The organism is Microcoleus sp. MON2_D5, from assembly GCF_036701905.1.
GTDB lineage: Bacteria > Cyanobacteriota > Cyanobacteriia > Cyanobacteriales > Microcoleaceae > Microcoleus.
Genome location: NZ_JAUBRM010000017.1, coordinates 66,891 through 93,184, shown reverse-complemented (window position 1 = coordinate 93,184; position 26,294 = coordinate 66,891). Strand labels below are relative to the sequence as shown.

The window sequence follows — 26,294 nt, the reverse complement described above, 5'->3', positions numbered from 1 at the left end:
TGTCTACACAGTCTCTTATGCTTATTTTGTTAACTTTGTCAAGTTCATATTATACCAAATTAGATGAGCTTACCCTGATTAGAAGCTATTCAAAATGGGTTATCTGAAATCTTAAAGAATAAAAACAGAAGATTCGCGATTCAACCTTTTCAGTCTAATCAAAAAGTTTCGTCGCTTAATAAACGGGCTCAAGATTTTGTACTAACTTTTAATATATGGAGACAACTATTGGGACAATTTTTTAAGAAGATTAGAGGCTAAATTCCTTTTCAAAAACTCTATTACAGAAATCGAGAAACAAATATGGCACTTGATGAAGTTCCACCTAAAAATCGCAAAGCTATTCTAGTCATCTCACCCCATGAATTAGCCCGACTGGAATACACACCGGGAGGAAGCAACCTTCTTCTGAGTGAGCAAGTCTATCTTTTGGTTCCTTCAGATGTGACTACTAACGATATAGAAAAGAAATTAGATAGTAGTGGGCTTCGAGAGCAAGGAACTTTACTAATTCAAAATCCTTATGACACATCTGATTACGTCATTTTTAATCAAGCATCTTCAACTTTTGCACTAACTAAATATCTTCATTTCACTACTTTGTGTGGATTACTTGGTGCGCGAGAGGTCACGGTAGAACAAATCGAAGTCCAGACTTCAGCGGGTAAGCAAATATTTAAGGGTTCCATAGACAGTCCATATGCTGAGGGAAGCATTGATGCCGTGAACAAAACCTTTGAGGAAATACGTAATAAGATTAAGTTGCAAAGTAAATTTGGCGGTGGCGAACCAAATTTAGAAGAAGCCGAAGCTCATCTACGCCAGTATCACCTACTAAATGATATGTCTATGAAGTCCTTAATAGACCAACGTAGAGGCAAAAATCCAATCCAGAGCCGAGAACTTACTTTGAGCCTTAGTGAAGAGTCTAAAAGAAACCTTCAAGTGGTGGCTGACATAAAAATTCCCGTGTACGCTAATCTGCAAGCACAGGTTGAAAATATCACAAGGGAGATGTATGAGTTCACTTTGATGATCAGAGTAGAGTTTTAGTAGATCTAAACTCACGCGGTAGCTCCACCAGCTAAGAAGTCGCTGCACCGGAACGTATAAAGTTATCTGTGAACTTTTAAGCTTATCTGCGTCCGGTGAGCTTGATCGTTCTCTCGTAAAGGCTGCCTGACTGTGGAGATGATTCGGTCTCGATCGAGAATGTCAAATCAAAGTCCCTAATGCTCTCAGAGTCGATTTTTGAACATTCGTCAATCCCGTTGCCCCTTGAATATTCATACCTTCATACAAGCGCTCGCCCATCAACGTCCGGTTACAGCGAGCAGTTGCGACATCCCACACTTTAATGGTGCGAATTATAGATTAGGTCTTTTGGGCAATTATATAAACATGATTTTCAGGATACTGGTCATATTCGAGATGCCGGCAGGTGCAATGATGCTCAACCAAAATTTGCAGGAAAGTATCTACACCCAAAGTGCTGTAATCAAAGTCTTGACCTTGAAATGCTCCCGAAACCTCGCTGCTTGTATGTCCGCCGCCACAAGTAAACAGGATCACTCCATTGGGTTCAAGCGCATGGCATAGCTTTTGTATCACAGGCGCTTGCCTGTTGATTGGCAGATGAAACGTGCTATCCCACGCTGCAATCAGGCTGTAAAGTTTCGGCGGCAGCCAATCACAAATGTCTTCCCGGTAAAACGTGATTTCTGGATGTAGCTGCTGGGCTAAATCGATCATTTCGCTAGAAATATCAAGTCCTTCAGGCTGAAATCCATGCTTGGATAAACTGTTAATAAAACGTCCGCTGCTTCCACACCCGACATCAAGTGCTGCGTGCTGCTTAGAAGTAAATTTGATCGCGCGTTCTAATTGGGCAATCCCGTAGGTTGAATCTTGATGCTCAGTTTGCCACCATTGGGCAATTCGGTCGTAGCGGGCCGATGTATCATTTGGCTCCATAGAGTGACCTCATAAGTGTCGATCGAGATTTTCAGGACAATTAAAATCTTTCTCCACGGTACACCCAGACTACGCGATCGCCCCTAACGCTTTCAATGTCGCTTTTTGAGCGTTTGTTAATCCCGTTGCGGCTTGAATATTCATTACATCTTGAACACTACCAAATTTTTCAATGTTTCAATTTCTGGCTGTCAGTGGGAAAGTGGCGATTTCTGTTGCAGATTCTGGCAGAGGGGGGCGCAGACAAAGATAAACTAGCGGCCCTAACAGCGGAACTAGAGACACTGCCCAAAAAATGCGATCGTCCGAGAGTCCGCGGCGTGCCATGTCGTCTCCCAGAAGTGAGGGAAATATTACAGCCATCAAGCAACAATCCCAAGTTATTAAATGCACAAAAGGAATTGATTGCCACTGCCTGACATAATCTCCCCAATCTCCATTTAACCAAGCCCAAGCTAACAGCCAGATAGTAGTTAGTAAAAGTACAATCCCTGTCCAGCGGGAGTCTGATATTTTGATCAACATATCTTTGCGGCCGGAAAATTGTGGCTGGGGCTGGCGCAGGAGTAAGTAGGGAATTAAGCCGATGATACCCGCGCCGTTGGAAGCGATGAAAGCAGGCCCAGCGGATATATTTTGGGTTCTCTCATCAATGAATAGGAGGCAAGCGTAAACCATCGGCCACACTCCCATGAGAGCGAATACCGTTACAAGGTAGGGGTTAATTCCTTCTAGCTGGAATTTGAGCATTTTTTCCATAACTGTTAGCGTTCCGGGCCGATCGAGAGGAGCTAGCAGCAAGGTGTAGGCAATAAATGTTGCCCACAGCAACCCCAGAAACATTTTTGTTTTCATCAGATATAACGAGTGGTGGAACCCGACTAAACTAAATTATGGTAAAGTAGCGGCCGAGTTAGCGCCGTCTATCTTAGGTGATAAGCAGTTCGATTGGAACAGCGGCTGCAAACCCCGTTTTAGTTCGGGGATGAAATGCTCTACAGCAGCCGAGCATTACTTTAGGCAGACGCAGGAGCCCCGCCAGGGGAGATACATTTTAAAGCATCGGTTGTTTTCATTACACAACCCTTTATTAGAAAAGGAGTTTCAGCGATGAACTTAATATCTGTAGAGGAACTCAAAGCGCTGGTACAACAATCTGCTGGATTGTGCGTCTCTATTTATATGCCAGTCGCTCAAGGAACAGAAATTCAACAAAATCCGATTCGGTTCAAAAATTTAATCAGAGAGGCTGAAGACAAAATAGTAGAGTACGGATTTGACAAAAAAGAAGCTGCCCAATTGCTAGAGCCAGTCCGAGCAGAAATTGACCAGGAAAACTTTTGGGAAAATCAAAGCAACCTGCTGGCGATTTTTGTCGGTTCGGGATTTTTCCGCTACTATACCTGTCCGGTGAATTTTGATGAATTAGTGGTTGTGAGCGACAATTTTCACGTCAAACCGCTGATGCCTCTGCTGACAGGAGATAATTTATTTTATGTTTTAGCTCTCAGTAAAAAGGAAGTGAGGCTGATTGAGTGTACGGCTTACAGTGCTCGGGAAGTTGAAGTTGAAAACTTGCCGAAAAGCCTTGAGGAGGCTCTGCAATATGACCCGACAGCTAAAGATGGTCAGTTTCGGATTGCTACTTCCAAAGGAGGCACTAATAATTCTTTTCAGCAGCCGGGAAGTTTTCACGGCCAAGGAAGTCCGGATCGAGATGAGCCCCAGCAGGAAATATTGCAGTATTTCCACATAATCGATGGGGCGCTGCACAAATATTTGCACAATAAAAAAGCTCCTTTAGTGTTAGCTGGAGTTGAGTATTTGCTCCCGCTTTACCGAGAGGCCAATACCTACCCGCATTTAGTTGAAGAAGGAATTACAGGCAATCAGAAACTTCTCAAGCCGGAAGAGTTGCGGGCAGAAGCTTTGCCGCTTGTGGAACCTTTGTTTTTGCAGGCTCAGTCGGAGGCGATCGCACAATACCACGATCTGACAGGAAGCGATAAAATTTCTGCTGATTTGAAAGAAGCTGTTTCGGCTGCTTATTTTGGACGGGTCGATCGACTGTTTGTTGCTCTTGGCGTTCAGCAGTGGGGTACTTTTAATCCCGATACGAATTCGGTGCAAATCCACCCAGATGCAGAATTGGGCGACGAAGATTTGTTGAATGCGGCAGCAATTCAAACTATTCTCAACGGCGGAACTGTTTACGCAGTGCCGCCGGAACAAGTGCCGGACGAGGCACCTGTAGCTGCTATTTTTCGCTATTAATTTACCAGGTTTAAACCAATGGAATCTACTTCAAGCACAAATTCCGACAAACAAAACCAAAGTAGCAGCGGCGATACCGAACGCTGGGCATCTTTAATAGGTGGCGGGGCGCTGGTGCTTTTTGGTTTGTCGCAGCGTTCTTTGAGAGGTGCTTTGCTGGCGGTTGCGGGCGGCGGTTTAGCGGCCCGTGGGCTGGGGGTTGTGGAGGGTTTGCAGTCGGCTGCCGATCCGAATCAAAGCATTAAAGTTGAAAAGACGGTGACGATCGACAAACCGGCTGATGAATTGTACCGTTTATGGCGCAATTTTGAAAATTTGCCTCGGTTTATGAAGCATCTCAAACACGTTACGGTAATAGATGAAAAACGTTCTCACTGGATTGCCAGCGCGCCGATGGGCAATAGTGTGGAATGGGATGCAGAGATTGTCCGCGAAGAAGAAAATCGCTTAATTGCTTGGGCGTCTGTTGAAGGATCTGATATTGACAATTCTGGCTTTGTGCGCTTTCAACCGGCATCTGCAGGACGCGGTACAGAGGTAAAAGTTGTGATCGAATACAACCCTCCGGGCGGTGCAATTGGTGCTGGCGCTGCTAAACTATTTGGCGAAGCTCCCGAACAGCAAATTGCCAATGATTTGCGTCGCTTTAAGCAGTTAATGGAAGCTGGGGAAATAGCTACGACGGAAGGTCAATCTTCGGGCCGCAAGTAATAAGTTAGATTCTGTCTCCGGCTCTAACTCACGCCCACAGCACTATTCTCAAGAAGAGGCAAGATGCCTGTTCCACAAAGAGTGAATTTCTTGTGGGGTGGGCATCCTGCCCATAAAAAGTTTATTGAAAATGGTGCAAGATGTCAGATATAACCATCTTTGTTTTTTAGCTGATTAACTGATGTCATCTCAAGTGGTTTTTGGAAATGCGGGCGCTGAAGGCGCAAGTCGCGGCGGGTGGTTTGCAGGTCACTTTATTACTCCTGAAGACGACGCGCGATCGACTTCTGTTTTAGAGGTAAAATGGGGCACTCACCCCGCCGGAGATTGTAGGACTCAGTGGGCGGTAAATGCGGAAGCCACGACGCTTTCTATCCTGGTAAAAGGGCGGTTTCGCCTGCAATTTCCCGAACAAGAAATTTTGCTTTCTCGCGAAGGAGATTATGCTCTCTGGCTGCCGGGAGTGCCTCATTATTGGTCTGCCGAGGAGGATTCGGTGATCGTGACTGTGCGGTGGCCTTCGCTGTCGGGAGATAGTTCGGGAGTTAAGAATTAACTTTCATATCGGGAACTAAAACGCGGCCTTTATAACCCGCGCGCTGGTAGCGATCGATCGCCTCTGATGCGATAACACCCGCTTTCCCGCTCTCAACCAGCGCTACGCAAGCACCGCCAAAACCTCCGCCCGTCAGCCTTGCGCCGAAGACTCCGGGGATTGACTGCAAGATGGCCGCCAGCGCGTCTACTGCCGCCACCGAAACTTCGTAGTCGTCGCGCTGGCTGGCGTGGGAAGCATTCATTAACTCACCAAAACGCTCTGCAGGCAAAGATTTTACCGCTTCGAGCACGCGGTTGTTTTCGGTAACGACGTGGCGCGATCGCCTTTTGAGGGGTTCTGGCAATACTTCGACTGCTTGGGGATCGGCGATATCCCTGAGAGCCTTAACTCCCAATATCCGCGCGGATTCCTCGCACTCGGCGCGGCGCTCGTTGTAGCCGCTTCCTGCTGCTAGTTTGTGGCTTTCGCCGCTGTCAATTATTAAAATTTCTGTGCCTGCGGGAAAAGGTACCGGGCGGCATTCGAGGCTGCGGGTGTCGATAAATAGCATGGTGTTGGTGTCTGCTAAACTCGACGCCATTTGATCCATGATGCCGCAGTTCAAGCCTGCATACTGGATTTCGGCTTGCTGTCCGATTTGAGCTAGCCGCACGTCATCTAGGGGGAGATTCAGCAGCGCGCGCAGTCCTCTGAGGGTTGCTATTTCTAAAGCGGCGCTGCTGGACAAACCGGAGCCGATCGGCACATTGGAGGTAATGTAGAGATTTATTGGCGGTACTTTGTATCCTTCTTTTTCTAAAAGTCTGAGGCAGCCACAGATATAACTGACGAAGTTTTGCGGTATTGTATCGTCGTCTGAATAATTTATGAGTTCGTCATATTCTGCTGAAGAAAAATGGTGTAGAGCGTCGCTGCTGAAGCCGATTTCTACTGTTGTGCACTGGGGAATCGCAGTTGGAAGTACAAATCCATCGTTGTAGTCTGTGTGTTCGCCCAGCAGGTTTACTCTTCCGGGCGCACTGGCTGTGGTGTGGGGTAATGTACCAAATACTCGTTGGAATTGCATTTTTGGGGAATTGGTAATTGGGAACAAATTAATTTATTTTTTATCGTTTATCCTTTTATAGTGCCCATGTTTTTTGCTTAATTCAACCCCTGTTAACAAAAATCAACATGACCGTAGGTTAGGAAAAGATATTGAGCTGTGATAAAATGACAGGCTAAGATTTCTCCAAAAATTCAAAAAATGCGATCGACCAGACCCCGGAAACAGTTTGCTCAACATTGGCTCAAAAGCGAGAAAGCCTTAGATAAGATTGTGAAAGCGGCTTCTTTGGATCGCGATCGCGTCCTGGAAATTGGGCCGGGTACGGGGATTTTGACTCGACGCTTGCTGCCTGCGGCTGAGTCTGTTGTAGCGGTGGAGATCGATCGAGATTTGTGTCTCAAGCTAGCCAAACAACTCGGCAAAACCGACAATTTTTTACTGCTGCAAGGCGACATCTTGGAAATGGACTTAGAGGCTGAACTAACGGCTTTTCCCAAATTCCAAAATCCCAATAAAGTTGTTGCTAACATTCCCTATAATATCACCGGCCCGATTCTGCAAAAACTGCTGGGAACCATATCTGTTCCTGCTGCTAAACCCTTCGATTCGATCGTGCTGTTAGTGCAGAAAGAAGTGGCCCAAAGGCTTTACGCTAAACCGGGTTCGACAGCTTTTGGCGCTTTGTCGGTACGGGTGCAGTATTTAGCAGAATGCGAGTTAATTTGCGATGTGCCGTCTAAAGACTTTTTTCCGCCGCCAAAAGTCGATTCTGCCGTGGTGCGGCTGGTTCCGAGACAGATAGAAACTGCGGCGGTTAATCCGCGCTATTTGGAAAATTTAGTTAAGTTGGGTTTTGGTAGCAAGCGCAAAATGCTGCGAAATAATTTGAAAGGGGCTGTGGATTTAGATAAACTGGTTCAACTGCTAGAAGAGTTACAGGTAAATCCTCAATCTCGCGCAGAAGATTTAAGCGTGGCTCAATGGGTAAGTTTGAGTAATAATATTATGTCCAGTCAGCTAAATCTTAATAATTTTTAGTTAGGTATTCCGTTCTCTAGCTATTGAATAAAGACTCTTAGTGCGGAATACAAACATATTTTTTACCAAGGATCCACAGGAGTAAATATAGTTTTTTAGCTCAAAGTAGGTCGGTGCGAAATGAAGTTTGATACAGCCATAAATTAATTACATTAAGTAATCTTGAGTCGGGAGGAAGTATCCGATCTCTAGTGCCACGGAACCGGGAAGGTTGGGCAGTTAAATTTAGGTTTAGTGTGCATTTTTTAAGGTGTATTTCAGCCTCACGGGAATTTTAATAATAAATTCCGTACCTTTCCCCGGTGCAGAAATACACTGCAATTCGCCTAGATGTCTTACGGTGATAATTTGATAGCCGATCGATAAACCCAACCCTATGCCTTTCCCTACTGGTTTAGTGGTAAAAAAGGGATTAAATAAGTGCTTTATCACCGATTCTGTTATGTCGGGGCCGTTGTTGGTAATTCTGATTTCTACCATTTCACTGTCTAAAAGTTTGGTAGAAATTTTGATGAGGCGGGGATTAGCTTCATCGGCTGCAATCGAATCGCTATGGCTGTCCTCTTCTAAAGCATCAATAGCATTAGCCAGGATATTCATAAACACTTGATTTAGCTGGCCGGGATAGCACTCTATTTTCGGTAAATTGCCATATTCTTTGATAACTTGAATGCTCCACAAACCTTGCTGAGCATTCAATCGGCTTTGCAAAATCATCAGTGTACTGTCAATTCCTTCGTGAATGTCGGCTAATTTCATTTCTGCTTCGTCATGGCGAGCAAAAATTCGCAGCGACTTGACAATACCGAGAATGCGCTCGGCGCCATTTTTCAGAGAAATTAATATTTCTGGCAGGTCAGAAATGATAAAATCTAAATCTACCGACTTGAGTTTTTCTTTAACTTGGGGTAGGGGATTTGGATACTGCTCTTGATAAAGATACAGCACTTCCGGATGTTATGAGGTACAGTAGCAGCAATTAGTAAACCAGTTTTTAAGATGTTTCGGATTAATTAAGTCAAGAGCCACAGCAATTATCGTGTCAACCATTTTAGTGCTGGTTGGTGAAAACTGTCGCAATAAAGATTTGAGTTGCGACCACCATAATTCAATTGGATTAAAATCAGGAGAGTATGGGGACAAACACAAGATAGAAGCACCCACCGCTTCAATCATAGGCTTAATTGAATCAACTTTATGCGCTGGTAAGTTATCCATCACTACTACTGCCCCCGACCACAATTGTGGCACTAAACATTGAGCGATAAACACCTCAAATGCTTGGCTATCCATCGAGTTGTCCATGGTCATTAATGCCACTACTCGCTTGATACTAATTGCACCAATTACTGTGACTTTCTTGCCTCGATAAAAAGGTTTGACCGCATAGGCTCTCGTTCCGAGTTGAGAACGTGCATGAGTTCGGGTTGTACCTAGTAATACTCCAGTCTCATCTAAAAAGACTAGATTCTTTTGGTCGATATGCTTGACTTTTTCCCAATACTCTAACCTTAATTTCATGACTCTTTCAGTGCCAGCTTGGCTACTTCTCACTGTTTTTTTTTACGATTTAATCCCAACTTTTGTAAAGCGTTACACATGGCTGTTCTACCCACCCAATTTCCAGTCTTCTGGGCAAATAACTCACACAATTCTAGTAAGGTGGCATCGGGATGTGATGCCACTATTTCTCTCAAAGAAGCTGTGGAATTGTTCAAATGACTGTATCGAGGTTTCCCCCTGGGTTTCGGCTGTAAATTCCCTTCAATTTTTTGTTGCTTGACCAATTTTTGCACTAAGCTTTTACTGACAGAAAATATCGCTGCTGTTTTTCTGATCGACAGCTTCTGATCTTGATGGGCTGCTACTATTTTTGTTCGCAAATCTACTGAATATGCTTTCATTGGTATATTTTTTTAATCTATTCTTATTGTACCTCATAACACCCGGAAGTGCTGTAGACCAGTTCTAGCAAACTATCGGTATACTGGCGAACGTAAGTAACATTGCCGTAAATAAAGTTAATCGGATTGTTGATTTCATGAGCAACACCAGCGACCAGTTGCCCCAAAGACGACATTTTTTCGCTCTGAATTAGCTGGGATTGAGCCTGCTTCAAGTCAGACAAGGCTTGTTCGAGCTGTTGAGTTTGAGACTTTAACTCTGCGGTGCGTTCTTCAACTCGAATTTCTAATTCTTCTTTAGCTTGTTTTAGGGCAGCTTCTGCTAATTGGCGCTCGACAATTTCAGATCCTAGCAGTCTGTTGGCAAATTCTAAATGTTGAGTTTGAGACTTTAACTCTGCGGTGCGTTCCTCAACTCGAATTTCTAATTCTTCTTTAGCTTTTTGTAGTGCAGCTTCTGCTAATTGGCGCTCGACAACTTCAGCTTCTAGGAGTTGGTTGGCGGATTCTAACTGTGCGGGACTGGGAAGTGCTAGGGCTTGAGGTATTAAGTCTAGCAAAAGTATGGCTGTAGCAAATGAAAAAAGGGCAGTAATTGCTTTCATTGTTCCTGAAAGCCAATAGGTAGGATGCCAAAGCGTCCAGAGTTCAAATATGTGAGTGATCCCACAGGCGACGATAAAGGCTCCAAACAGGGCAAAGATCCAATTAAAGGGCAAATCTTCGCGTTTGGAAATAAAATAAACCAATGTAATCGGGATGGAAAAATACGCCAGTGCAATTATAGAATCTGAGGCAACGTGAAGCCAGACTAACGGGGTATGCCAGAGATAGCAGTGACCGTGAGGAATAAATGACCCGGAACTAAAAAAAGTTTTCCACATTTCCTGCATAATTTTTCCTTTGAGTTGTGAGAAAATGGACGGGGACTGGTGTCAATTAATTTCAACCAGGGGTTTCTTTCACCTGCGGCTTAATCACCTATGCGTTCATATTCTCTGTTAGCTTCAGCCAAAATCAATCTGTATTTGGAAATCATAGGCGATCGCCCCGACGGATATCACGAACTGGCGATGGTACTTCAAAGCATAGATTTAGCCGATCGAATTGACTTGCGCGCGATCGGTACGGACACGATTCGCGTGCGCTGCGATCACCCGCAAGTCCCTCCTGATAAGAATAACCTCGCCTACCGGGCGGCGGATTTGTTGGCGAAGCAATTCCCCGATGCTTTGGCGAAATACGGCGGAGTCGAGATTGTCATTCACAAGCAGATTCCGGTGGCGGCGGGACTCGCCGGCGGTTCTGCAAATGCGGCGGCGGTTTTAGTGGGGATGGATTTGCTGTGGCAATTGGGACTTACTCACTCGGAGTTGCAAGAGTTGGGGGGAACTTTGGGTTCGGATGTGCCTTTTTGCATTGCAGGAGGTACGGCTTTGGCAACTGGTCGCGGGGATAAACTGTCGCCCTTGCCGGATTTGGGAGGCTTTTCTGTGGTGCTGGCGAAGTACCGCAATCTCAGTATTTCTACGGCCTGGGCGTATCAAACTTATCGCCAGCAGTTCAGTAATTCCTATTGTGCAGCGGAAGATTTGGGGTGCCGCCGGGAACGGCTGCATTCGGGCCCGATGGTGGGGGCGATCGCCCAAAAAGATCGATCGAAAATTGGTCAATTGCTGCACAACGATTTAGAAAAAGTTGCTTTGCCCGTGTACCCGCAGGTGTTGCAGTTGCGGCAGGCTTTTGAGTCGGCGGGGGCTTTGGGAACGATGATGTCGGGTTCCGGGCCGACGGTGTTTGCGCTGGCGGAGTCTTCAGAGCAGGCTCAGCAAGTTATGGAACGGGTTAAAAGTGCGATCGCTTCTCCCGATTTGGATTTTTGGGTAGCACAGTTTAGCAATACTGGAATTCAGATTTTTTCGGAGGGAAACGAGACGAAACCGCCGATTTCTAGGGTGTAACTCGAAGAGGGTGCGATCGCCATCGCCCGTTAAACCTGTCTAACAGGCGAGGGTCAAGATGAATCTAACTTTTCGCAGAGTCTATTGAGATCGAAGAACTGATAATATGTCATGCAAGACCGATTTTAGTTTTGGTGAATTAACCAGAAATCTAAAATCTAAAATCTAAAATCTAAAATCGCCATGACTGATTTAACTAATCCAAATTCTACTTCTAAACCTCTGAGTTCGGCTGGAGATGCAACCTCTGCATCTTCCACGCCGCCGACGATTTTGCGGTGCGTGATGGGTTCGCTGATCGCGGGTGGCTTTGCGGCTGCTTTGTACGCCTTAACTTTGTCGATCGTCCAAACTTTTGCAAATTCGCCCATTCATTCTGACAATGTGACTGCGATTAATATTGGCGCGGCTGTGCGAACTTTAGTAATGGGGATTGTGGCTTTGGGTGCGGGTGTTTTTGCTTTTGCATCTTTGGGTTTGATGCTGCTGGCTGTGCAACTTTTAATTCAAAAGTTGCTAAAGAAACCTACAGCTTGAAGTCTACCAATTGCAAGAACTAGGCGACACAAACTTTCATCCGCAAGGCAAAGACTGCATAGTAAGATCGAAGCAATGGAATTATTTACGATCGGACACTCCAATCTGAGTATTGAAGCGTTTGTTTTGCTGCTGCAACAACACGGAATTACGGCGGTTGCGGACGTGCGATCGCATCCTTTTAGCCGCTATTTACCTCATTTTAATAAATCCGAAATTAAAGCTTCTCTGTCAAGTGTCGGCATTCAATATGTTTTTTTAGGCAAAGAGTTGGGCGCGAGACCGGAGGATTTAAGCTGTTACGATTCTAGCGGTAAAGCTTTATACGATCGTATAGCAGCAACTCCTCTATTTTCCCAAGGAATTCAGCGCTTGCTCAAAAACGCAGCCAATTATAAAATCAGTTTAATGTGTGCGGAAAAAGACCCGATTACTTGTCATCGGACTATTTTAGTCTGCCAGAAAGTTAAAAATTTTAATTTACAAATTAATCACATTCTGTCAGATGGCAATTTAGAATCGCACCCGCATTTAGAAGAAAGACTTTTGAGCAAGTTTAACAAAGGCAAAAAAGATAATGAGCCAATTCAGCTAAGCTTGTTTGAAGTAGAGCCTCAACTTAAACAGGAAATAGTTGATTTAGAAACAGCTTATTATCGTCACGGATTGGAAATCGCTTATGTCACAAAAGAAAGCAATTAATTTATTTACCATTGGTTTTACTCAAAAAAGCGCCGAGCAGTTTTTTGATACTTTGATGAAAGCGGGAGTCCGCAGGGTGATAGATACGCGGCTGAATAATGTGTCGCAGTTGGCGGGTTTTGCTAAGCGGAAAGATTTAGAGTATTTTTTGCGAACAATTGGCAATATTGAGTACGTTCACCTTCTGGATTTAGCGCCGACTCCAGATATTTTGGATGATTATAAAAAGAAAAAGGGAGATTGGGATGTTTATGAACAGAAGTTTTTGGAGTTGATGGGCGAGCGACAAATTGAACACCAGGTTTCATCGGATATTTTAGACTGGGGGTGTCTGCTTTGTAGCGAACCAAAACCTCATAATTGTCACCGCCGCTTAGTTGCTGAATATCTCAGCGAGAAGTGGAAGAATGTCACAATTAATCATCTTTGATTTATTGAAAATACTATATCATTGTGGGACGAATCTAAAATCTAAAATCTAAAATCGAATGGCTCAAATAATTTGTCTCGCTAATTCCTGGAAAAACCACGACAGGTGCATCGCCGGAATTAATGAACTTCAAGGTAAGTGGGTGCGTCCTGTTTCCGACTTACCAGATGGTCGAATTCCTAAAGCAATGTGCCTGATAAATAGACTTGGACCCGCGTTGTTAGATGTTCTAGAAATCCCTCTGGCCAAGACGGGACCGGACTTTGGCTTTGCGTGTGAAAATCTTTCTGTTTTACCGGGAGAATGGCGGCAAGTAGGGAAAGTTGCGCCAGCATATTTGCTGAAATATTGCAATAGTCAAGAATATATTTTGCACAACGATTTGCGATATGTTACGGTGGAATATATGCAGTCTTTGCCAATGTGCGAGCGCCTAACTTTGCAATTAGTCAAAGCAGTAAGATTTACGGTAAACGAGCCAATTAAAAGAAAGCAAGGTGGTAATAAATGGAAAGGATCTATTGTCACGCAGCATGGTCAAAGATTGACTGCAACAATTACCGATCCGGTGTTTATTCTAAAGTTAGAATTGGGGTATCGACCGCAAAAAGCTTGTTTGGTAACAGTGAGTTTGAGTATGCCTTGGCGGCCCGATGATTGGAAGGGAGATGACCCTTGTTGGAAGTTGATTGCGGGTGTGGTAGAGTTGCCGGAAGATGTTGTTGATGATGAAATTTAGTTTTGACCAAAATGGGCTATCGATTATTTATTTCTTTTTATTTCCCGCAAAAACTCTGTTCATGCTATAATTCTGCGGGACTGTAGCAGAAAGGGGTGCTTTTTGATGAAAGCAGAATTTTATTTTGACTGTCACAAATATATTTGCAGTTTAGTTCAAGTAGATTTTGTCAAAGAATTAAAAATAAAAAATCATCAAGGTTTTGTTTTGGCTGTTAAGCAGGGAGAAAAGATTGGACTTTTGGGGAAAAGCCGCCATAATGCTAAACAAGTTGATGTATCTAAGCCGCATTTTTATAATGTAATTAAAGCGGCTATGAGCGCTTTGGAATTAGAAACTAAAAATGAGGTGATATTAGAGAGAAATCGAACTATTGCTGATGCCGAAGAAATGATTCAGCAGCAAAACCGAGAAATTCGCGTTCTCAACGAACAGATTAGAATGCTTGTGACTAAGGTTGAGGAATTGTCAAGGGAAAAGCAGCAGTTATCAATGCAGCTAGTAGACAAGGAAATCAGAGAAACTGAAATTAGTCAAGAACTTGATTATTTTTACTCTCAAGATAAATATATAGTAACCCCGGAAATTGAGCATCGGAGTGGAGAAGTTGAAATTAATGAAAAAATCGAAGAATTGTCTGTTCAAGCTTCTGGGTTAGCGGGGCAGTTAATCCCAAATCAACAGAATTCGGAGGAGATTGAGGAAGAGGAAGAAATCAGCGGGGGCGATGTTGAAATTGTTGATTTGGAAATTATAGAACAAGTAGAAGAAAATAGCAAAAAGGTAGAAGTTCAAGGAGGCGGAAGTGAAATTAAGCGGCTGCCTAAAAGAGCTTCCAACAAAAGCATGAGAAAGAAATCTTAATGCTTTAGTTATATAGCAATCCTCGCATCATTTGTGAATTTCTTACTGGCGAACGAGCGGGTTCGGGGAGGGTTGGAGTAGGGTAAAAATTTACGACTCCTGCAAGGATTGCTATATGACTCGTTTAATTGTGGCGATCGCATTTTCGCCAAATTCCTCAACATTTAAGCGAAAAAATCCCTCACAACTCGCCCGTTTTTCCCTCCGCAGCCTCGCCCACAACATAATTTTGACAATTATCCAGGGCGATCGGTAAAATTACAGGTACGATCGAACTATTGTCAGCAGCATTAAATCCTTCAGTCATTAGTCGTTTGCCAACAGTCACATAATTGTTGACAATATTGCACAATAGATAAAATTGTAAATATATAGCACCTGCGTTTTTTTTGATCGCTTATGAATAGCAGATTCCTCGATCGACTCCACCACCCCTCGCGCCCCGTCATCGTCTTCGACGGCGCAATGGGAACCAACCTGCAAGTCCAAAACCTCACCGCAGAAGACTTTGGCGGCAAAGAATACGAAGGCTGCAACGAATATCTCGTCCACACCAAACCCGAAGCCGTCGCCAATGTGCACCGGGGATTCCTCGAAGCAGGGGCCGATGTCATCGAAACAGACACCTTCGGCGCTGCTTCCATCGTGCTCGCCGAGTACGATTTGGCAGACAAAGCATATTATCTCAACAAAACTGCCGCCGAACTCGCCAAGGGTATCGCCGCCGAATTTTCCACACCCGAAAAACCTCGATTTGTCGCAGGTTCGATCGGGCCAGGCACCAAATTGCCCACATTAGGACACATCGATTTCGACACACTCACCGCCGCTTTTACCGAACAAGCAGAAGGACTTTATGACGGCGGCGTTGACTTATTTATTGTTGAAACTTGTCAAGATGTGCTGCAAATTAAATCAGCATTAAATGCCATTGAAGAAGTATTTAAGAAAAAAGGCGCGCGGATTCCGTTAATGGTATCAGTCACAATGGAAGCCACCGGCACAATGTTAGTCGGTTCCGACATCAGCGCCGCCCTAGCCATTTTGCAGCCGTACCCGATCGACATTTTAGGCCTCAACTGCGCCACGGGGCCCGATCGCATGGCCGAACACGTCAAATACCTTTCCGAACATTCGCCCTTCGTCGTTTCCTGCGTTCCCAACGCCGGTTTACCCGAAAACATCGGCGGCCACGCGCACTACAAACTCACGCCAATAGAATTAAAAATGGCCTTGATGCGCTTTGTCGAAGACTTAGGCGTGCAAGTCATCGGCGGCTGCTGCGGAACCCGCTACGATCACATCCGCGAACTATCAGAAATTGGCAAAACTCTTAAGCCCAAAATCCGCGAAATTACTTGGGAACCTTCCGCCGCTTCAATTTATAGCGCCCAACCCTACGAACAAGAAAATTCCTTCTTAATTGTCGGCGAAAGACTCAACGCCAGCGGTTCCAAAAAATGCCGCGATTTGCTAAACGCCGAAGACTGGGATGGTTTAGTAGCAATGGCGAGGGAACAAGTGCGAGAAGGCGCGCACATTCTCGATGTCAACGTTGATTATGTCGGCCGCGATGGCGTGCGAGACATGAAAGAATTAGTTTCCCGCGTGGTGACTAATGCAACTCTCCCTTTAATGCTGGATTCCACCGAATGGGAAAAGATGGAAGCAGGCTTAAAAGTGGCCGGCGGCAAATGTTTGCTTAATTCCACTAACTATGAAGACGGAGAACCGCGTTTTTATCAAGTTTTGGAGTTGGCGAAAAAATACGGCGCGGGCATAGTTATCGGTACAATTGACGAAGACGGGATGGCGAGAACCGCTGACCAAAAATTTGCGATCGCCCAACGCGCCTATAACGCAGCCGTCGCCTACGGAATCCCCCCCCAGGAAATCTTTTTTGATACCCTAGCATTGCCCATTTCCACCGGGATTGAAGAAGACAGAAAAAACGGCAAAGCTACCATCGAATCCATCCGCCGCATTCGCCAAGAATTGCCCGGTTGTCACGTCATCTTAGGAGTTTCTAACATTTCCTTCGGCTTGAATCCGGCGGCGCGGCAAGTCTTGAATTCGATGTTTTTGCACGAAGCGATGCAGGCCGGGATGGACTCGGCAATTGTCAGCGCCAATAAGATTTTGCCCCTGGCCAAAATCGACCCCAAACACCAAGAAATCTGCCGTAAACTCATTTACGACGAACGGGAGTTTGACGGCGATATTTGCGTTTACGACCCCTTGGGCGACCTGACAACGGTGTTTGCGGGCAAAACTACTAAGCGCGATCGTACAGAAGACGCAAGCCGTCCGGTAGAAGAACGCCTCAAGCAGCACATCATCGACGGCGAACGGATTGGGCTCGATATCCAACTCGCCAAAGCATTAGAAACCTATCCGCCTCTCCACATTATCAATACTTTCCTGTTAGACGGCATGAAAGTAGTCGGAGAATTGTTCGGTTCGGGACAAATGCAACTGCCATTTGTATTGCAGTCAGCAGAAACCATGAAAGCGGCAGTTGCCTATTTAGAACCGCACATGGAAAAGTCCGAATCTGGGGACAATGCCAAAGGCACATTCATCATCGCTACTGTCAAAGGCGACGTTCACGATATCGGCAAAAACTTGGTTGATATTATCTTATCAAACAACGGCTACCGAGTGATCAACTTGGGAATTAAACAGTCGGTTGACAATATCATCGAAGCTTACGAAAAGCACAAAGCCGACTGTATAGCGATGAGTGGCTTGCTGGTAAAATCCACCGCATTCATGAAAGAAAATCTGGAAGTGTTCAACCAGAAAGGAATCACCGTTCCGGTAATTTTGGGCGGCGCGGCTTTGACTCCCAAGTTTGTGCATGAAGACTGCCAAAATACTTACAAAGGTAAAGTTATTTACGGCAAAGATGCGTTTTCTGACTTGCACTTTATGGACAAACTCATGCCAGCAAAATCTGCTGGGAATTGGGAAGACTTGCAAGGATTTTTAGATGAAACAGAGGATGATAATGAGGCGGTTAAAGAAGCTAAAGCGGCGCCAGAAACTTCTGTAGAAGATGCCAAGAAAGCAGACACTCCTGTGGTGATAGATACCAGGCGATCCGAAGCAGTTGCAGCAGATATCGATCGCCCGACTCCTCCTTTCTGGGGAACGAAACTGTTGCAGGGAGAAGACATCCCCTTTGAGGAGATTTTCTGGCACCTAGATTTGCAAGCCTTAGTTGCCGGTCAGTGGCAGTTCCGCAAGCCAAAAGACCAATCGCGGGAAGAATACGATGCTTTCTTAGCTGAGACAGTTTATCCGAAATTGGAGGAATGGAAACACAAAATTATCACCGAAAAGTTACTGCATCCGCAAGCAATTTACGGGTATTTTCCCTGTCAAGCTGAAGGCAATTCTTTGCATTTGTACGATCCAGAAATCATGGCTGGCGGGCAAGATTTATCGACACCCGCTGCAACATTCACATTTCCCCGGCAAAAATCGGCGCGCCGGCTGTGCATTGCCGACTTTTTCGCGCCCAAAGAATCCGGTAAAATCGATGTATTTCCGATGCAAGTAGCGACAGTGGGAGAAATTGCTACAGAGTACGCGCAAAAGCTATTTGCTAACCATCAATATACCGACTATCTCTACTTTCACGGATTAGCGGTGCAGACAGCGGAAGCAATCGCAGAATGGACTCACGCGCGAATTCGCCGGGAATTGGGCTTTGGTAGCGAAGAACCGGACAACATTCGCGATATGCTGGCACAAAGATATCGCGGTTCGCGGTACAGTTTCGGCTATCCTGCTTGTCCGAATATGGCGGATCAGTACAAGCAACTGGAATTGTTAAAGTGCGATCGTATCAACCTCTACATGGATGAAAGCGAACAACTTTATCCCGAACAATCAACAACCGCAATTATCACCTATCACCCAGTGGCCAAATACTTCACCGCTTAATTTCTAGGGTGCGCCGCGCGCACATTCCTCGGTGAATTATACTCGTTACCAGGCTCTTCCTGGTAACGCAGCTCCGGAGGCTCTGGCTCCACTTACAGCAGTAAAGCTTGTAATATCGTTCCCAAAACGGTCCGGAGTATTGGCCCAGAAGGTAATGTCATTGCTGACCGAAAATTTGGGTGCAAGCCCCGTCCTTTTAGGACGGCTTTAATTAGAGTTCTTGAAAAAGCGTTTCAACGTTTGCTCATGGTTGTGGTATAATCAGCTAGGAGGATAGAGCAAATGTTTCATTTAGTCTACGAATTCAAACTCAAACCAACGGCAGGACAAATAGCAATCTTTGAAGATTGGCTAGAACAATGCCGTCGCGTATACAACTACGCATTGGCAGAGCGTAAACATTGGTTTGAGTCTCGTAGTTGTCGAATTAACGCTTGCTCTATCCGGTCTGAATTTATCATTGGGGCCGAAACGAAGCGACCAACTTATGCGAGCCAATGCAAAAGCTTAACTACAGCTAGAGCAAATATACCTGCTTTGGCTGCCGTCGGCGTACACGTCCTACAGCAAACACTGAAAAGGCTTGAAAAAGCGTTTGTGAGTATGTGGGAACAAAAACACGGTTTCCCCCGCTTTAAGAAAGCAGGAACAATGCGATCGTTTGTGTTCCCACAATTGGGGGTTAATCCCGTCCAAAATCAAGCGGTGAAGCTCCCTAAAATTGGTTGGGTTAAGTTCCATCAATCACGGACTATCCCTGATGGTGCAACGATTAAGCAAGCAAGGATAGTCCGTAGGGTTAGCGGTTGGTACGTGATGTTAACCCTACAATGGGACGTTTCAGTACCCAATCTAATGCCCCACGGTGAAGGTATCGGAATTGATGTGGGACTGACTAATTTTCTAGCAACTTCTAACGGTCTTTTAGTCAAGCGCCAAAGATTTTTTAAAGACGCAGAACGCAAGCTTAAATTGCTGCAACAACGTGTCTGTCGGAAAAAACTAGGTTCTAACAATTGGCGTAAAGCTCAAAAGAAAGTCGCAAAACTGCATGAATACGTTGCTAACAGTCGGAAAGATTGGCATCGTAAATTATCTCATCAAATCTGCCAAAATGTGGGAATGATTTTCGTTGAGGATCTGAATTTGATTGGGCTGTCTAGGGCGATGCTAGGGAAACACTGCTTAGACGCAAGCTGGGGTCAGTTCTTCACCATCCTAGAGCAAACTTCTTGGAAATATGGCGTGTACTTTCAAAAGGTAAGCGCTCATAAGACGAGTCAAGTTTGCCCCAATTGTCTAGCAGAAACAGGAAAAAAACAGCTTGATGAACGTACTCATTCATGCTCGAACTGTGGCTATACAACGGACAGAGATGTTGCAGCCGCTCAAGTAGTTCTAATTAGAGGACTTGCAGCCGTAGGGCATACGGTCAAGATGCTTGCCGAGGGTAAATTCATTGGAATCCCTGCGAATCAAGAATCCCCTCGCCTTTAGGCAGGGGTATGTCAAAATGCGTAACGCCTAAATCTGACACTTGCGTTTAACCAAAGCGTCCACTAATGTACTCTTCGGCTTCTTTGGTTTGGGGAGAACCGAAAATTTGTTCAGTGGGACCAAACTCCACCAATTTGCCGCGTCGTTTGCCTTGCTCGTCCGTTTCTGTATTGAAAAATGCCGTCGCATCTGCGATTCTTGACGCTTGTTGCATATTGTGAGTCACTGTAATAATTGTGTATCGTTCCTTCAGTTCTAAGCACAGTTCTTCAACTTGTCGCGTAGAAATGGGGTCGAGAGCAGAGCAAGGTTCATCCATCAATAAAACATCGGGCTTCATTGCGATCGCCCGGGCAATACAAAGCCGTTGTTGTTGTCCCCCCGATAACGCCGTTCCTTTATCTTTCAGCTTATCCTTAACCTCATTCCAGAGAGCTGCTTGTCTGAGGGAAGATTCCACTAATTCATCCAGATTTCCTTGATATCCGTTGGTTCTGGGGGCATAGGCAATATTTTCATAAATGCTCTTGGGAAACGGATTCGGTCTTTGAAACACCATTCCCACCTGTCGCCGCAATTTGACGGGATTCACTTGCGCATCGTAAATATTACGGCTGCGGTAAATGAGTTTCCCTTCCACCTTGGCAGCAGGGATTAAATCATTCATGCGATTGAAGCAACGCAATAAGGTACTTTTGCCACAGCCTGAAGGGCCGATAAAGGCCACAATTTTTTGACGGGGAATTTTGATATAGACATCGACAAGGGCTAAAAAGCCACTGTAATAAACCTTTATGCCTTCTGCATCAAACACGCTATCATCCGTGTTGAGGTGGGCCTTACTGTTAGTCATCTGAAATGGTCTCCTTAATCTTGACAACTCAAGTTAATTAATGGCTGGAATAGCGTTGGCGCAGATAGATAGCGACGGCATTAAGCGCCAAAATCAAGATAATCAGCACAATAATCGTCGCTGCGGCTGCACTGGCAAACCCCGGTTCAGGACGAGTGATATAGCTGAAAATTTGAATGGGTAACGCCATAAATCGTTGGAATAAACCCGGATTAAACGTGAGGAAACTGACAGCACCCACGACCACCAAAGAAGCAGCATCCCCCATGGCGCGGGAGACAGAAATAATCACCCCCGTAAGAATTCCCGGAATGGCATAGGGTAAGACATGGTGTTGAATGGTTTGCCATTTGGTAGTTCCCAGCCCATAGGAAGCATTTCTCAGGGAATCGGGAACGGCGCGGATGGCCTCCCTCGCGGTGACGATAATCACAGGTAAAGACAATAGGGCAAGGGTTAATGCCCCCGAAATCAAGGTAGGTCCAAACCCTAGTAAATAGTTAAAGACCCCTAAACCCAGTAAGCCATAGACAATAGAAGGAATCCCCGCTAAATTCCCGATATTTATCTCAATCAGGGCAGTCCACCACTTTTTAGGGGCATATTCCTCTAGGTACAAAGCAGCCCCTACCCCAATGGGAACCGCAACCAGAAGGACGATTAGTCCCAGAAAGAAACTCCCAATAATGGCTGGGCGGATACCTCCGCGTTCGGCAAAACGGGAAGGCGTTTCCGTGAGAAACCCCGGTGTTAGCAATCTGCCAAGTCCATCATGAAGGATATTAAGAACCAGTAAGGCGAGGACAAATAAACCGATGAGTAACCCAATTAAGAAGAGATACTCAAAGACTTTACCGATCGCTTCTCGGCGTTCTAGGTTATCGGTAAATTCGGCAGTGTTGACGGAATTGTTTGTTGGAGTTGATTTAACCATAGCAATCAGTCGTATTTTTCCTTAAAGCGACTAGAAATCCAGAAGCTGGCCATATTGAGAGCCAATGTGATCGCGAACAGAACTGCTCCCACCGCATACAAAGTCTTAAAACTGAGGCTACCCCTGGGACTATCTCCCCCCGAAATCTCCGCCATAAAAGCGGTGAGGGTGGCGACGGATTCCATGAAATTGACGGTGATGCGAGGCTGCGATCCAGCCGCAATCAGAACGGTCATGGTTTCTCCCACTGCGCGGGAAATGCCTAAAATAATCGAAGCCATAATCCCAGACAAGGCTGACGGAAGAACCACTTTAAAAATGGTTTCTAGTTTGGTAATGCCCAAGGCATAGGAACCTTCCCGCAGAGAACGGGGAACCGATTGAATGGCATCTAAGCTGATGGAACCGACGGTGGGGGTGATCATAATGCCCATCATTAACCCAGCGCTGAGGGCATTAAAAATCTCTAAGGGGAAAAGATGCCGCAGAACCGGAGTGACAAAAAGCAAAGCAAAGTAACCATAAACTACTGTGGGAATTCCCCCCAATAACTCCACAGCAGGGCGTAACACGGCTGCCACTTTCGGTTGGGCATATTCACTCAGGTAAATGGCTGAAGACAAACCCAAAGGAACCGCCACAGCCATAGCGATCGCAGAGGTTAAAAACGTTCCGTTCAGCAGCGGCCAGATGCCAAAATGGGCCTCGGCAAACAGGGGAGTCCATCGGGTATCCAGAAAAAACTGGGCTAAAGAAACTTCTTGGAAAAAACCCAAAGTCTCTTGGAAAATGATCCAGACAATACCAAAGGTTGTGGCAACGGATACGAAGGCACAGGCAAATAAAACCGCACCAATAATTTTTTCTGGGACATCTTCCGAAGACTTCTTAAGCAAGGAGTCATCCGCAGCGAAAAGGGAGTCATCAAAGGAACTAGGAGTTAGGGTCATGGGCTTGAGATTTCCTCCTTAAATAAAGTTAGTAATGGGTTCGCCGGGTTTGGCTTTTTTGAATTTCGTTCCCGTTTCACGCCGCTCAAATTTTTGCTTAGTTTTCACATAAGCTTCATCAGGTAACGCCACATAGCCCACACCATCTACCCATTTCCAAGAATTTTCTAGATAGAATTTCACGAATCTTTCTAGGGAAGGATTGGTTGTCAGGGCGTTTTTATTGACGTAGATAAAGAGGGGGCGAGAGAGGGGGCTATAGATATTTCTCAGAACGTTATCAAGGGGAACTGGTTTAACACATTTTCCATCCGCATTTTCAATCGCCACCCCGTTCAATTTATCTTGGTTTTGGAGCAAGAAGGCAATTCCCAGATAGGCCACTCCCGATTTATTGCCAACCACCCCTTGAACGAGGGTATTTTGGTTGCGACTGGGGGTAAAGTCGGTACGACTATTTTTCCTTTTACCCGTTACGGCTTGGGTGAAATAATCAAAGGTTCCTGTATCGGAAGGAGGGGCAAACAGCAACAGTTTTTCGTCAGGAAAGTCGGGATTGATTTGCTTCCAACTGGTAATCTTGCCTTCGGATTTGGCATTCCACATCATGTCTAATTCTTTAATCGTTAGACATTTGGCAAAGTTATTTTCCTTATTAACAACTACCGCAAGACCATCAAGAGCCGTAGGCAGTTCAATAAATTCGATTCCTTTGTCGGCACATTTTTTGATTTCTTCCTCTCTAATGGTGCGAGAAGCCCCCGCAATATCAAGGTTTCCGGCGCAAAACTTGCTAAACCCCCCGCCTGTGCCACTGGCAGCCACGCTTACTTGGGCATTGGGATAAAGTTTTTGGTATTCTTCGGCGACGGCGAGGGAAACGCTAAAGCCCACAGCACCACCATCAATACTGATTTGCTGTTCCTTATCTCCTGAATTGCCACAACTCGTCATCAGGTTGCCCATGACGATGAGAGGGATTAGGTAAAACCAACGATAAAATTTCATAGCATTTGAGTGTAAGTTTGGAAAAATGAAAGTGAATTAGGCGTTTAGGTTCAGAACTTTCCCTTAATTTGGTCAAAGATGGCACCGTTTGCAAAAAACTTCTCTTTGATCGAAGGCCACCCTCCTAAATCTTGAGCATTGAACAAAGTTTTAATTGGGGGAAATTGCACCTGTCCGCCTTGAGCGATAAAGGGATTGACCGAACGGTAGCCTAATTTGGCGAATTCTTGCTGAGCTTCGTCTGAATAGAGAAAATCTACAAAGGCTGCTGCCACTTCTCTCGTTCCATGCTTATCAACGTTTTTATCAACTATTGCCACGGGATTATCGATAGAGATATTGAGGGGAGGAACAAAGTAACTGGTTTTTGGTCCGTTCGTTCCAGCTAAAATCACTTCATTTTCATAGGTGATTAAGGCATCTCCCTGACCTTGTTGGAAGAATAAGTCGCTGGCTTCGCGGGCATCTTTGGTTAGGGTGGGAATCTTTTTATAGACTTTGCCCACAAAATCAAGGGCTTGTTGAGGTTCGCCTCCTTCTTGGGTTACTGACCCCCACAGACCTAAAAATTCCCAAACGCCAATACCCGATGTTTGAGGATTTGCTGCAATCACGTTTACATCTTCGTTGGCTAAATCTGCCCAAGTTTGAATATTTTTGGGGTTGCCTTCTCGGGTGACAATTGCCGCCACAGAATGACTAACTACCCCCCGTCTAGGAACTCTGTCCTCCCAGCCAAAATTAATCAAACCAGCTTCTTCGATGCGAACCACATCCAATGGGAGGGCAAGATGCACCACATCGGCTTCTTGTTTGCCGGCAATGATCTCGTCGGTTTGCGCTAAAGACCCGCCATAACTGCGTTCAAAAATGACGTTTTGGTTGTGCTCTTTCTTCCACTTTTCAATAAATTTAGGGACGATTTGGTCATGGGCCGCTTTCGTCACTGAGAAGGAAACTAGGTTGAGCTTGACCTCGCTTTGATTGGCCCCACTCGCTGCAGAGCAAGCAGCAATTGACGCAGTTAGAATTACACCTAGTAAAAACAAGACGATGTACGCTTGGACTGAGCGTCCTAGATGCTGGGCTTTTTTGAGAAATTGCCCTGAGAATCGCACCAATTGGGAACTGGCTGCGATCGCAAATTTTAGAGACTGAACGATCGAAGTCACTGAATTTTGCCAAACTTGTTGTTGATTCACCGATACTTTTTCTGTAACTACGGTATTTCTATCAAGTTTGCGTAGTTACTCTTAGGAGTATAAAGTCATCAAATTAGAGTTTTCAGTTTTCTTAATATTTTTTTAATAAATCGTTTTAACCTAGCGCTACCATGACAAAGAGTCCAAACTCCCACCCGCCCGCCGTGCTCGCTAAACAGTTAGAACAGACTAACTTTAAAAACTTGGAGGCAGAGCCTCAAGAAATGGGTTCCCCGGTAGAACTTGGGAACGAGAAACCAACAAAAAAGCACCTTAAAAAAAGTGCTTTCATGAATATAGAACTTTCCGTGTCTGACGAAACTTTTACGAGTAATTCCGAGGAGTGCGCGCACCGGCAGATGCTCCTACCATCGAAGCAACTAAACCCAATAGCGAGCCGAACAAGAACGACCAACCAGCTTTTGCAGCATTACCAGCAAGATTGCGAGCATCCTGAGCAGATACGTTAGGTGCTCGGTTCGGCAAATCTACCCCGCCCTGCTGCGCTTGATTAATTGCTTCTCCCGCATTCGCAGCTATTACGCCAAAAGTACCGGCCACGCCATTTGCTAACAGCCAAGAGCCAATTGTTAAGGTAGTTGCCCACAAAATTGCTCCGTTTAAAAGTGCTGTGTTGCGGTTCATCGGGCCGCAAGCGCGAGCAGTTACCCAACCGCCAACCGCCAAGCTAATTAACAAACTAATAATTGACCAAATTCCGACGCCGGTACCCACGTCCCCTGAAATACTGCGCGGAGCTCCTGAACTAGCAATGTTGCTCAACCCGATCGCAGCGCCCAATGCACTTAACACCAGTTGTGTGCCGATCGCAATTACCAAACCCGAAAAAATCGGGCCCCAACGTACTCGATCGTGGTATTCCATCATTGAATTCACAACTACGGGTTCGGTACCAACGTTATCTACAGGTCTATTTACGTATGACATAGGTTTTTCTTTCCTCTGAGAGTTGCTTTAATTTTTAACCATCTTTCAACTAAGCATTAATTATGGCTGAGATTGATAGAAAGTATATCTGCCTGGGGAAAGAACCAGTCTCTATGTCTGAAGAAATAAACGAAAAAGTCATCACCCACCAGCCCGCCGCTATTAGCGAATCATTGATGATTTATGACTGATGAGTGATGAATATTTTAT

26 protein-coding genes and 1 pseudogene are annotated in these 26,294 nt (G+C 45.3%); 13 read left to right on the top strand and 14 right to left on the bottom strand.

Features of this window, described 5'->3' with window-relative positions; genetic code table 11:
* Window positions 1-303 precede the first annotated feature (303 nt).
* Complete coding sequence (locus QUA47_RS08740) at window positions 304-1,053, top strand: hypothetical protein (protein WP_333430458.1); 750 nt, start codon at window positions 304-306, stop codon at window positions 1,051-1,053.
* Between the two features lie 321 nt (window positions 1,054-1,374).
* On the opposite strand, the gene QUA47_RS08735 is transcribed toward QUA47_RS08740, so the two are convergent.
* Complete coding sequence (locus tag QUA47_RS08735; protein ID WP_333430457.1) at window positions 1,375-1,974, bottom strand: class I SAM-dependent methyltransferase; 600 nt, start codon at window positions 1,972-1,974, stop codon at window positions 1,375-1,377.
* A gap of 177 nt (window positions 1,975-2,151) precedes the next feature.
* Window positions 2,152-2,829, bottom strand: a complete 678-nt coding sequence (locus QUA47_RS08730; protein WP_333402846.1) for a DUF2834 domain-containing protein — start codon at window positions 2,827-2,829, stop codon at window positions 2,152-2,154.
* Between the two features lie 255 nt (window positions 2,830-3,084).
* On the opposite strand from QUA47_RS08730, the gene QUA47_RS08725 reads away from it, so the two are divergent.
* The 3 genes from QUA47_RS08725 to QUA47_RS08715 all read left to right on the top strand — a co-directional run bounded on the left by QUA47_RS08725 (window position 3,085) and on the right by QUA47_RS08715 (window position 5,515).
* A complete protein-coding gene (locus tag QUA47_RS08725) occupies window positions 3,085-4,248 on the top strand; it encodes a baeRF3 domain-containing protein (protein WP_333430456.1) in 1,164 nt (387 codons plus the stop codon).
* An 18-nt stretch (window positions 4,249-4,266) separates the two neighbouring features.
* Window positions 4,267-4,959 (top strand): SRPBCC family protein, encoded by a 693-nt coding sequence (locus tag QUA47_RS08720; protein ID WP_333430455.1) that lies wholly within the window; start codon window positions 4,267-4,269, stop codon window positions 4,957-4,959.
* A gap of 181 nt (window positions 4,960-5,140) precedes the next feature.
* The gene (locus QUA47_RS08715) at window positions 5,141-5,515 is read left to right on the top strand and encodes a signal peptidase I (protein WP_333430454.1); all 375 of its coding nucleotides are present in this window, start codon (window positions 5,141-5,143) and stop codon (window positions 5,513-5,515) included.
* Here the strand turns inward: QUA47_RS08715 and galK are convergent.
* On the bottom strand, window positions 5,505-6,584 hold the full coding sequence (gene galK / locus QUA47_RS08710; RefSeq protein ID WP_333430453.1) for a galactokinase: 1,080 nt from the start codon (window positions 6,582-6,584) through the stop codon (window positions 5,505-5,507). The two genes, QUA47_RS08715 and galK, sit on opposite strands and share 11 nt — an antisense overlap.
* 180 nt (window positions 6,585-6,764) lie before the next feature.
* Between galK and rsmA the strand changes: the two genes are divergently transcribed.
* Window positions 6,765-7,604 carry a 16S rRNA (adenine(1518)-N(6)/adenine(1519)-N(6))-dimethyltransferase RsmA gene (rsmA, locus tag QUA47_RS08705; RefSeq protein ID WP_333402856.1) on the top strand — a complete coding sequence of 280 codons (840 nt, stop codon included), beginning with the start codon at window positions 6,765-6,767 and terminating at the stop codon, window positions 7,602-7,604.
* 231 nt (window positions 7,605-7,835) lie between these two features.
* Here rsmA and QUA47_RS08700 read toward each other — a convergent pair whose 3' ends face one another.
* From QUA47_RS08700 to QUA47_RS08685, 4 genes and pseudogenes are all read right to left on the bottom strand, one after another.
* Window positions 7,836-8,552 carry an ATP-binding protein gene (locus QUA47_RS08700; RefSeq protein WP_333402858.1) on the bottom strand — a complete coding sequence of 239 codons (717 nt, stop codon included), beginning with the start codon at window positions 8,550-8,552 and terminating at the stop codon, window positions 7,836-7,838.
* A gap of 9 nt (window positions 8,553-8,561) precedes the next feature.
* Window positions 8,562-9,125 carry an IS630 family transposase gene (locus QUA47_RS08695; RefSeq protein WP_333408296.1) on the bottom strand — a complete coding sequence of 188 codons (564 nt, stop codon included), beginning with the start codon at window positions 9,123-9,125 and terminating at the stop codon, window positions 8,562-8,564.
* 29 nt (window positions 9,126-9,154) lie between these two features.
* The gene (locus tag QUA47_RS08690; protein ID WP_333408295.1) at window positions 9,155-9,508 is read right to left on the bottom strand and encodes an IS630 transposase-related protein; all 354 of its coding nucleotides are present in this window, start codon (window positions 9,506-9,508) and stop codon (window positions 9,155-9,157) included.
* A gap of 56 nt (window positions 9,509-9,564) precedes the next feature.
* Window positions 9,565-10,401: pseudogene (locus QUA47_RS08685) on the bottom strand (sensor histidine kinase); the annotation flags it as partial.
* Window positions 10,402-10,491: 90 nt separating this feature from the next.
* Between QUA47_RS08685 and ispE the strand changes: the two are divergent.
* The 6 genes from ispE to QUA47_RS08655 all read left to right on the top strand — a co-directional run bounded on the left by ispE (window position 10,492) and on the right by QUA47_RS08655 (window position 14,741).
* The gene (ispE, locus tag QUA47_RS08680) at window positions 10,492-11,469 is read left to right on the top strand and encodes a 4-(cytidine 5'-diphospho)-2-C-methyl-D-erythritol kinase (RefSeq protein ID WP_333430452.1); all 978 of its coding nucleotides are present in this window, start codon (window positions 10,492-10,494) and stop codon (window positions 11,467-11,469) included.
* Between the two features lie 183 nt (window positions 11,470-11,652).
* Entirely contained in the window at window positions 11,653-12,006 is a 354-nt protein-coding gene (locus tag QUA47_RS08675) for a DUF3082 domain-containing protein (protein WP_333188503.1), read from the top strand.
* A 75-nt stretch (window positions 12,007-12,081) separates the two neighbouring features.
* A complete protein-coding gene (locus tag QUA47_RS08670) occupies window positions 12,082-12,708 on the top strand; it encodes a DUF488 domain-containing protein (protein ID WP_333430451.1) in 627 nt (208 codons plus the stop codon).
* On the top strand, window positions 12,686-13,138 hold the full coding sequence (locus tag QUA47_RS08665) for a DUF488 domain-containing protein (RefSeq protein ID WP_333060012.1): 453 nt from the start codon (window positions 12,686-12,688) through the stop codon (window positions 13,136-13,138). The genes QUA47_RS08670 and QUA47_RS08665 overlap by 23 nt, the downstream gene beginning before the upstream one ends.
* Window positions 13,139-13,196: 58 nt before the next feature.
* A complete protein-coding gene (locus QUA47_RS08660) occupies window positions 13,197-13,877 on the top strand; it encodes a dual OB domain-containing protein (RefSeq protein WP_333283150.1) in 681 nt (226 codons plus the stop codon).
* Window positions 13,878-13,982: 105 nt separating this feature from the next.
* Window positions 13,983-14,741 (top strand): hypothetical protein, encoded by a 759-nt coding sequence (locus tag QUA47_RS08655; protein ID WP_333430450.1) that lies wholly within the window; start codon window positions 13,983-13,985, stop codon window positions 14,739-14,741.
* 181 nt (window positions 14,742-14,922) lie between these two features.
* Here QUA47_RS08655 and QUA47_RS08650 read toward each other — a convergent pair whose 3' ends face one another.
* Window positions 14,923-15,048 (bottom strand): hypothetical protein, encoded by a 126-nt coding sequence (locus tag QUA47_RS08650; RefSeq protein WP_333430449.1) that lies wholly within the window; start codon window positions 15,046-15,048, stop codon window positions 14,923-14,925.
* Window positions 15,049-15,140: 92 nt separating this feature from the next.
* On the opposite strand from QUA47_RS08650, the gene metH reads away from it, so the two are divergent.
* Window positions 15,141-18,692 (top strand): methionine synthase, encoded by a 3,552-nt coding sequence (metH, locus tag QUA47_RS08645; RefSeq protein WP_333430448.1) that lies wholly within the window; start codon window positions 15,141-15,143, stop codon window positions 18,690-18,692.
* Window positions 18,693-18,974: 282 nt separating this feature from the next.
* Complete coding sequence (locus QUA47_RS08640) at window positions 18,975-20,189, top strand: transposase (protein ID WP_333283140.1); 1,215 nt, start codon at window positions 18,975-18,977, stop codon at window positions 20,187-20,189.
* Window positions 20,190-20,235: 46 nt separating this feature from the next.
* On the opposite strand, the gene pstB is transcribed toward QUA47_RS08640, so the two are convergent.
* The 6 genes from pstB to QUA47_RS08610 all read right to left on the bottom strand — a co-directional run bounded on the left by pstB (window position 20,236) and on the right by QUA47_RS08610 (window position 26,084).
* The gene (pstB, locus tag QUA47_RS08635) at window positions 20,236-21,042 is read right to left on the bottom strand and encodes a phosphate ABC transporter ATP-binding protein PstB (RefSeq protein WP_333430447.1); all 807 of its coding nucleotides are present in this window, start codon (window positions 21,040-21,042) and stop codon (window positions 20,236-20,238) included.
* Window positions 21,043-21,079: 37 nt separating this feature from the next.
* Entirely contained in the window at window positions 21,080-21,976 is an 897-nt protein-coding gene (pstA, locus tag QUA47_RS08630; RefSeq protein WP_333430446.1) for a phosphate ABC transporter permease PstA, read from the bottom strand.
* Between the two features lie 5 nt (window positions 21,977-21,981).
* On the bottom strand, window positions 21,982-22,926 hold the full coding sequence (pstC, locus tag QUA47_RS08625) for a phosphate ABC transporter permease subunit PstC (protein ID WP_333430445.1): 945 nt from the start codon (window positions 22,924-22,926) through the stop codon (window positions 21,982-21,984).
* An 18-nt stretch (window positions 22,927-22,944) separates the two neighbouring features.
* Entirely contained in the window at window positions 22,945-23,934 is a 990-nt protein-coding gene (locus QUA47_RS08620; protein ID WP_333430444.1) for a PstS family phosphate ABC transporter substrate-binding protein, read from the bottom strand.
* Between the two features lie 50 nt (window positions 23,935-23,984).
* Window positions 23,985-25,136, bottom strand: coding sequence for a sulfate ABC transporter substrate-binding protein (locus QUA47_RS08615; protein WP_333430443.1), 1,152 nt, complete (start codon window positions 25,134-25,136; stop codon window positions 23,985-23,987).
* Between the two features lie 324 nt (window positions 25,137-25,460).
* Complete coding sequence (locus QUA47_RS08610) at window positions 25,461-26,084, bottom strand: hypothetical protein (protein WP_333283122.1); 624 nt, start codon at window positions 26,082-26,084, stop codon at window positions 25,461-25,463.
* Window positions 26,085-26,294: the final 210 nt, after the last annotated feature.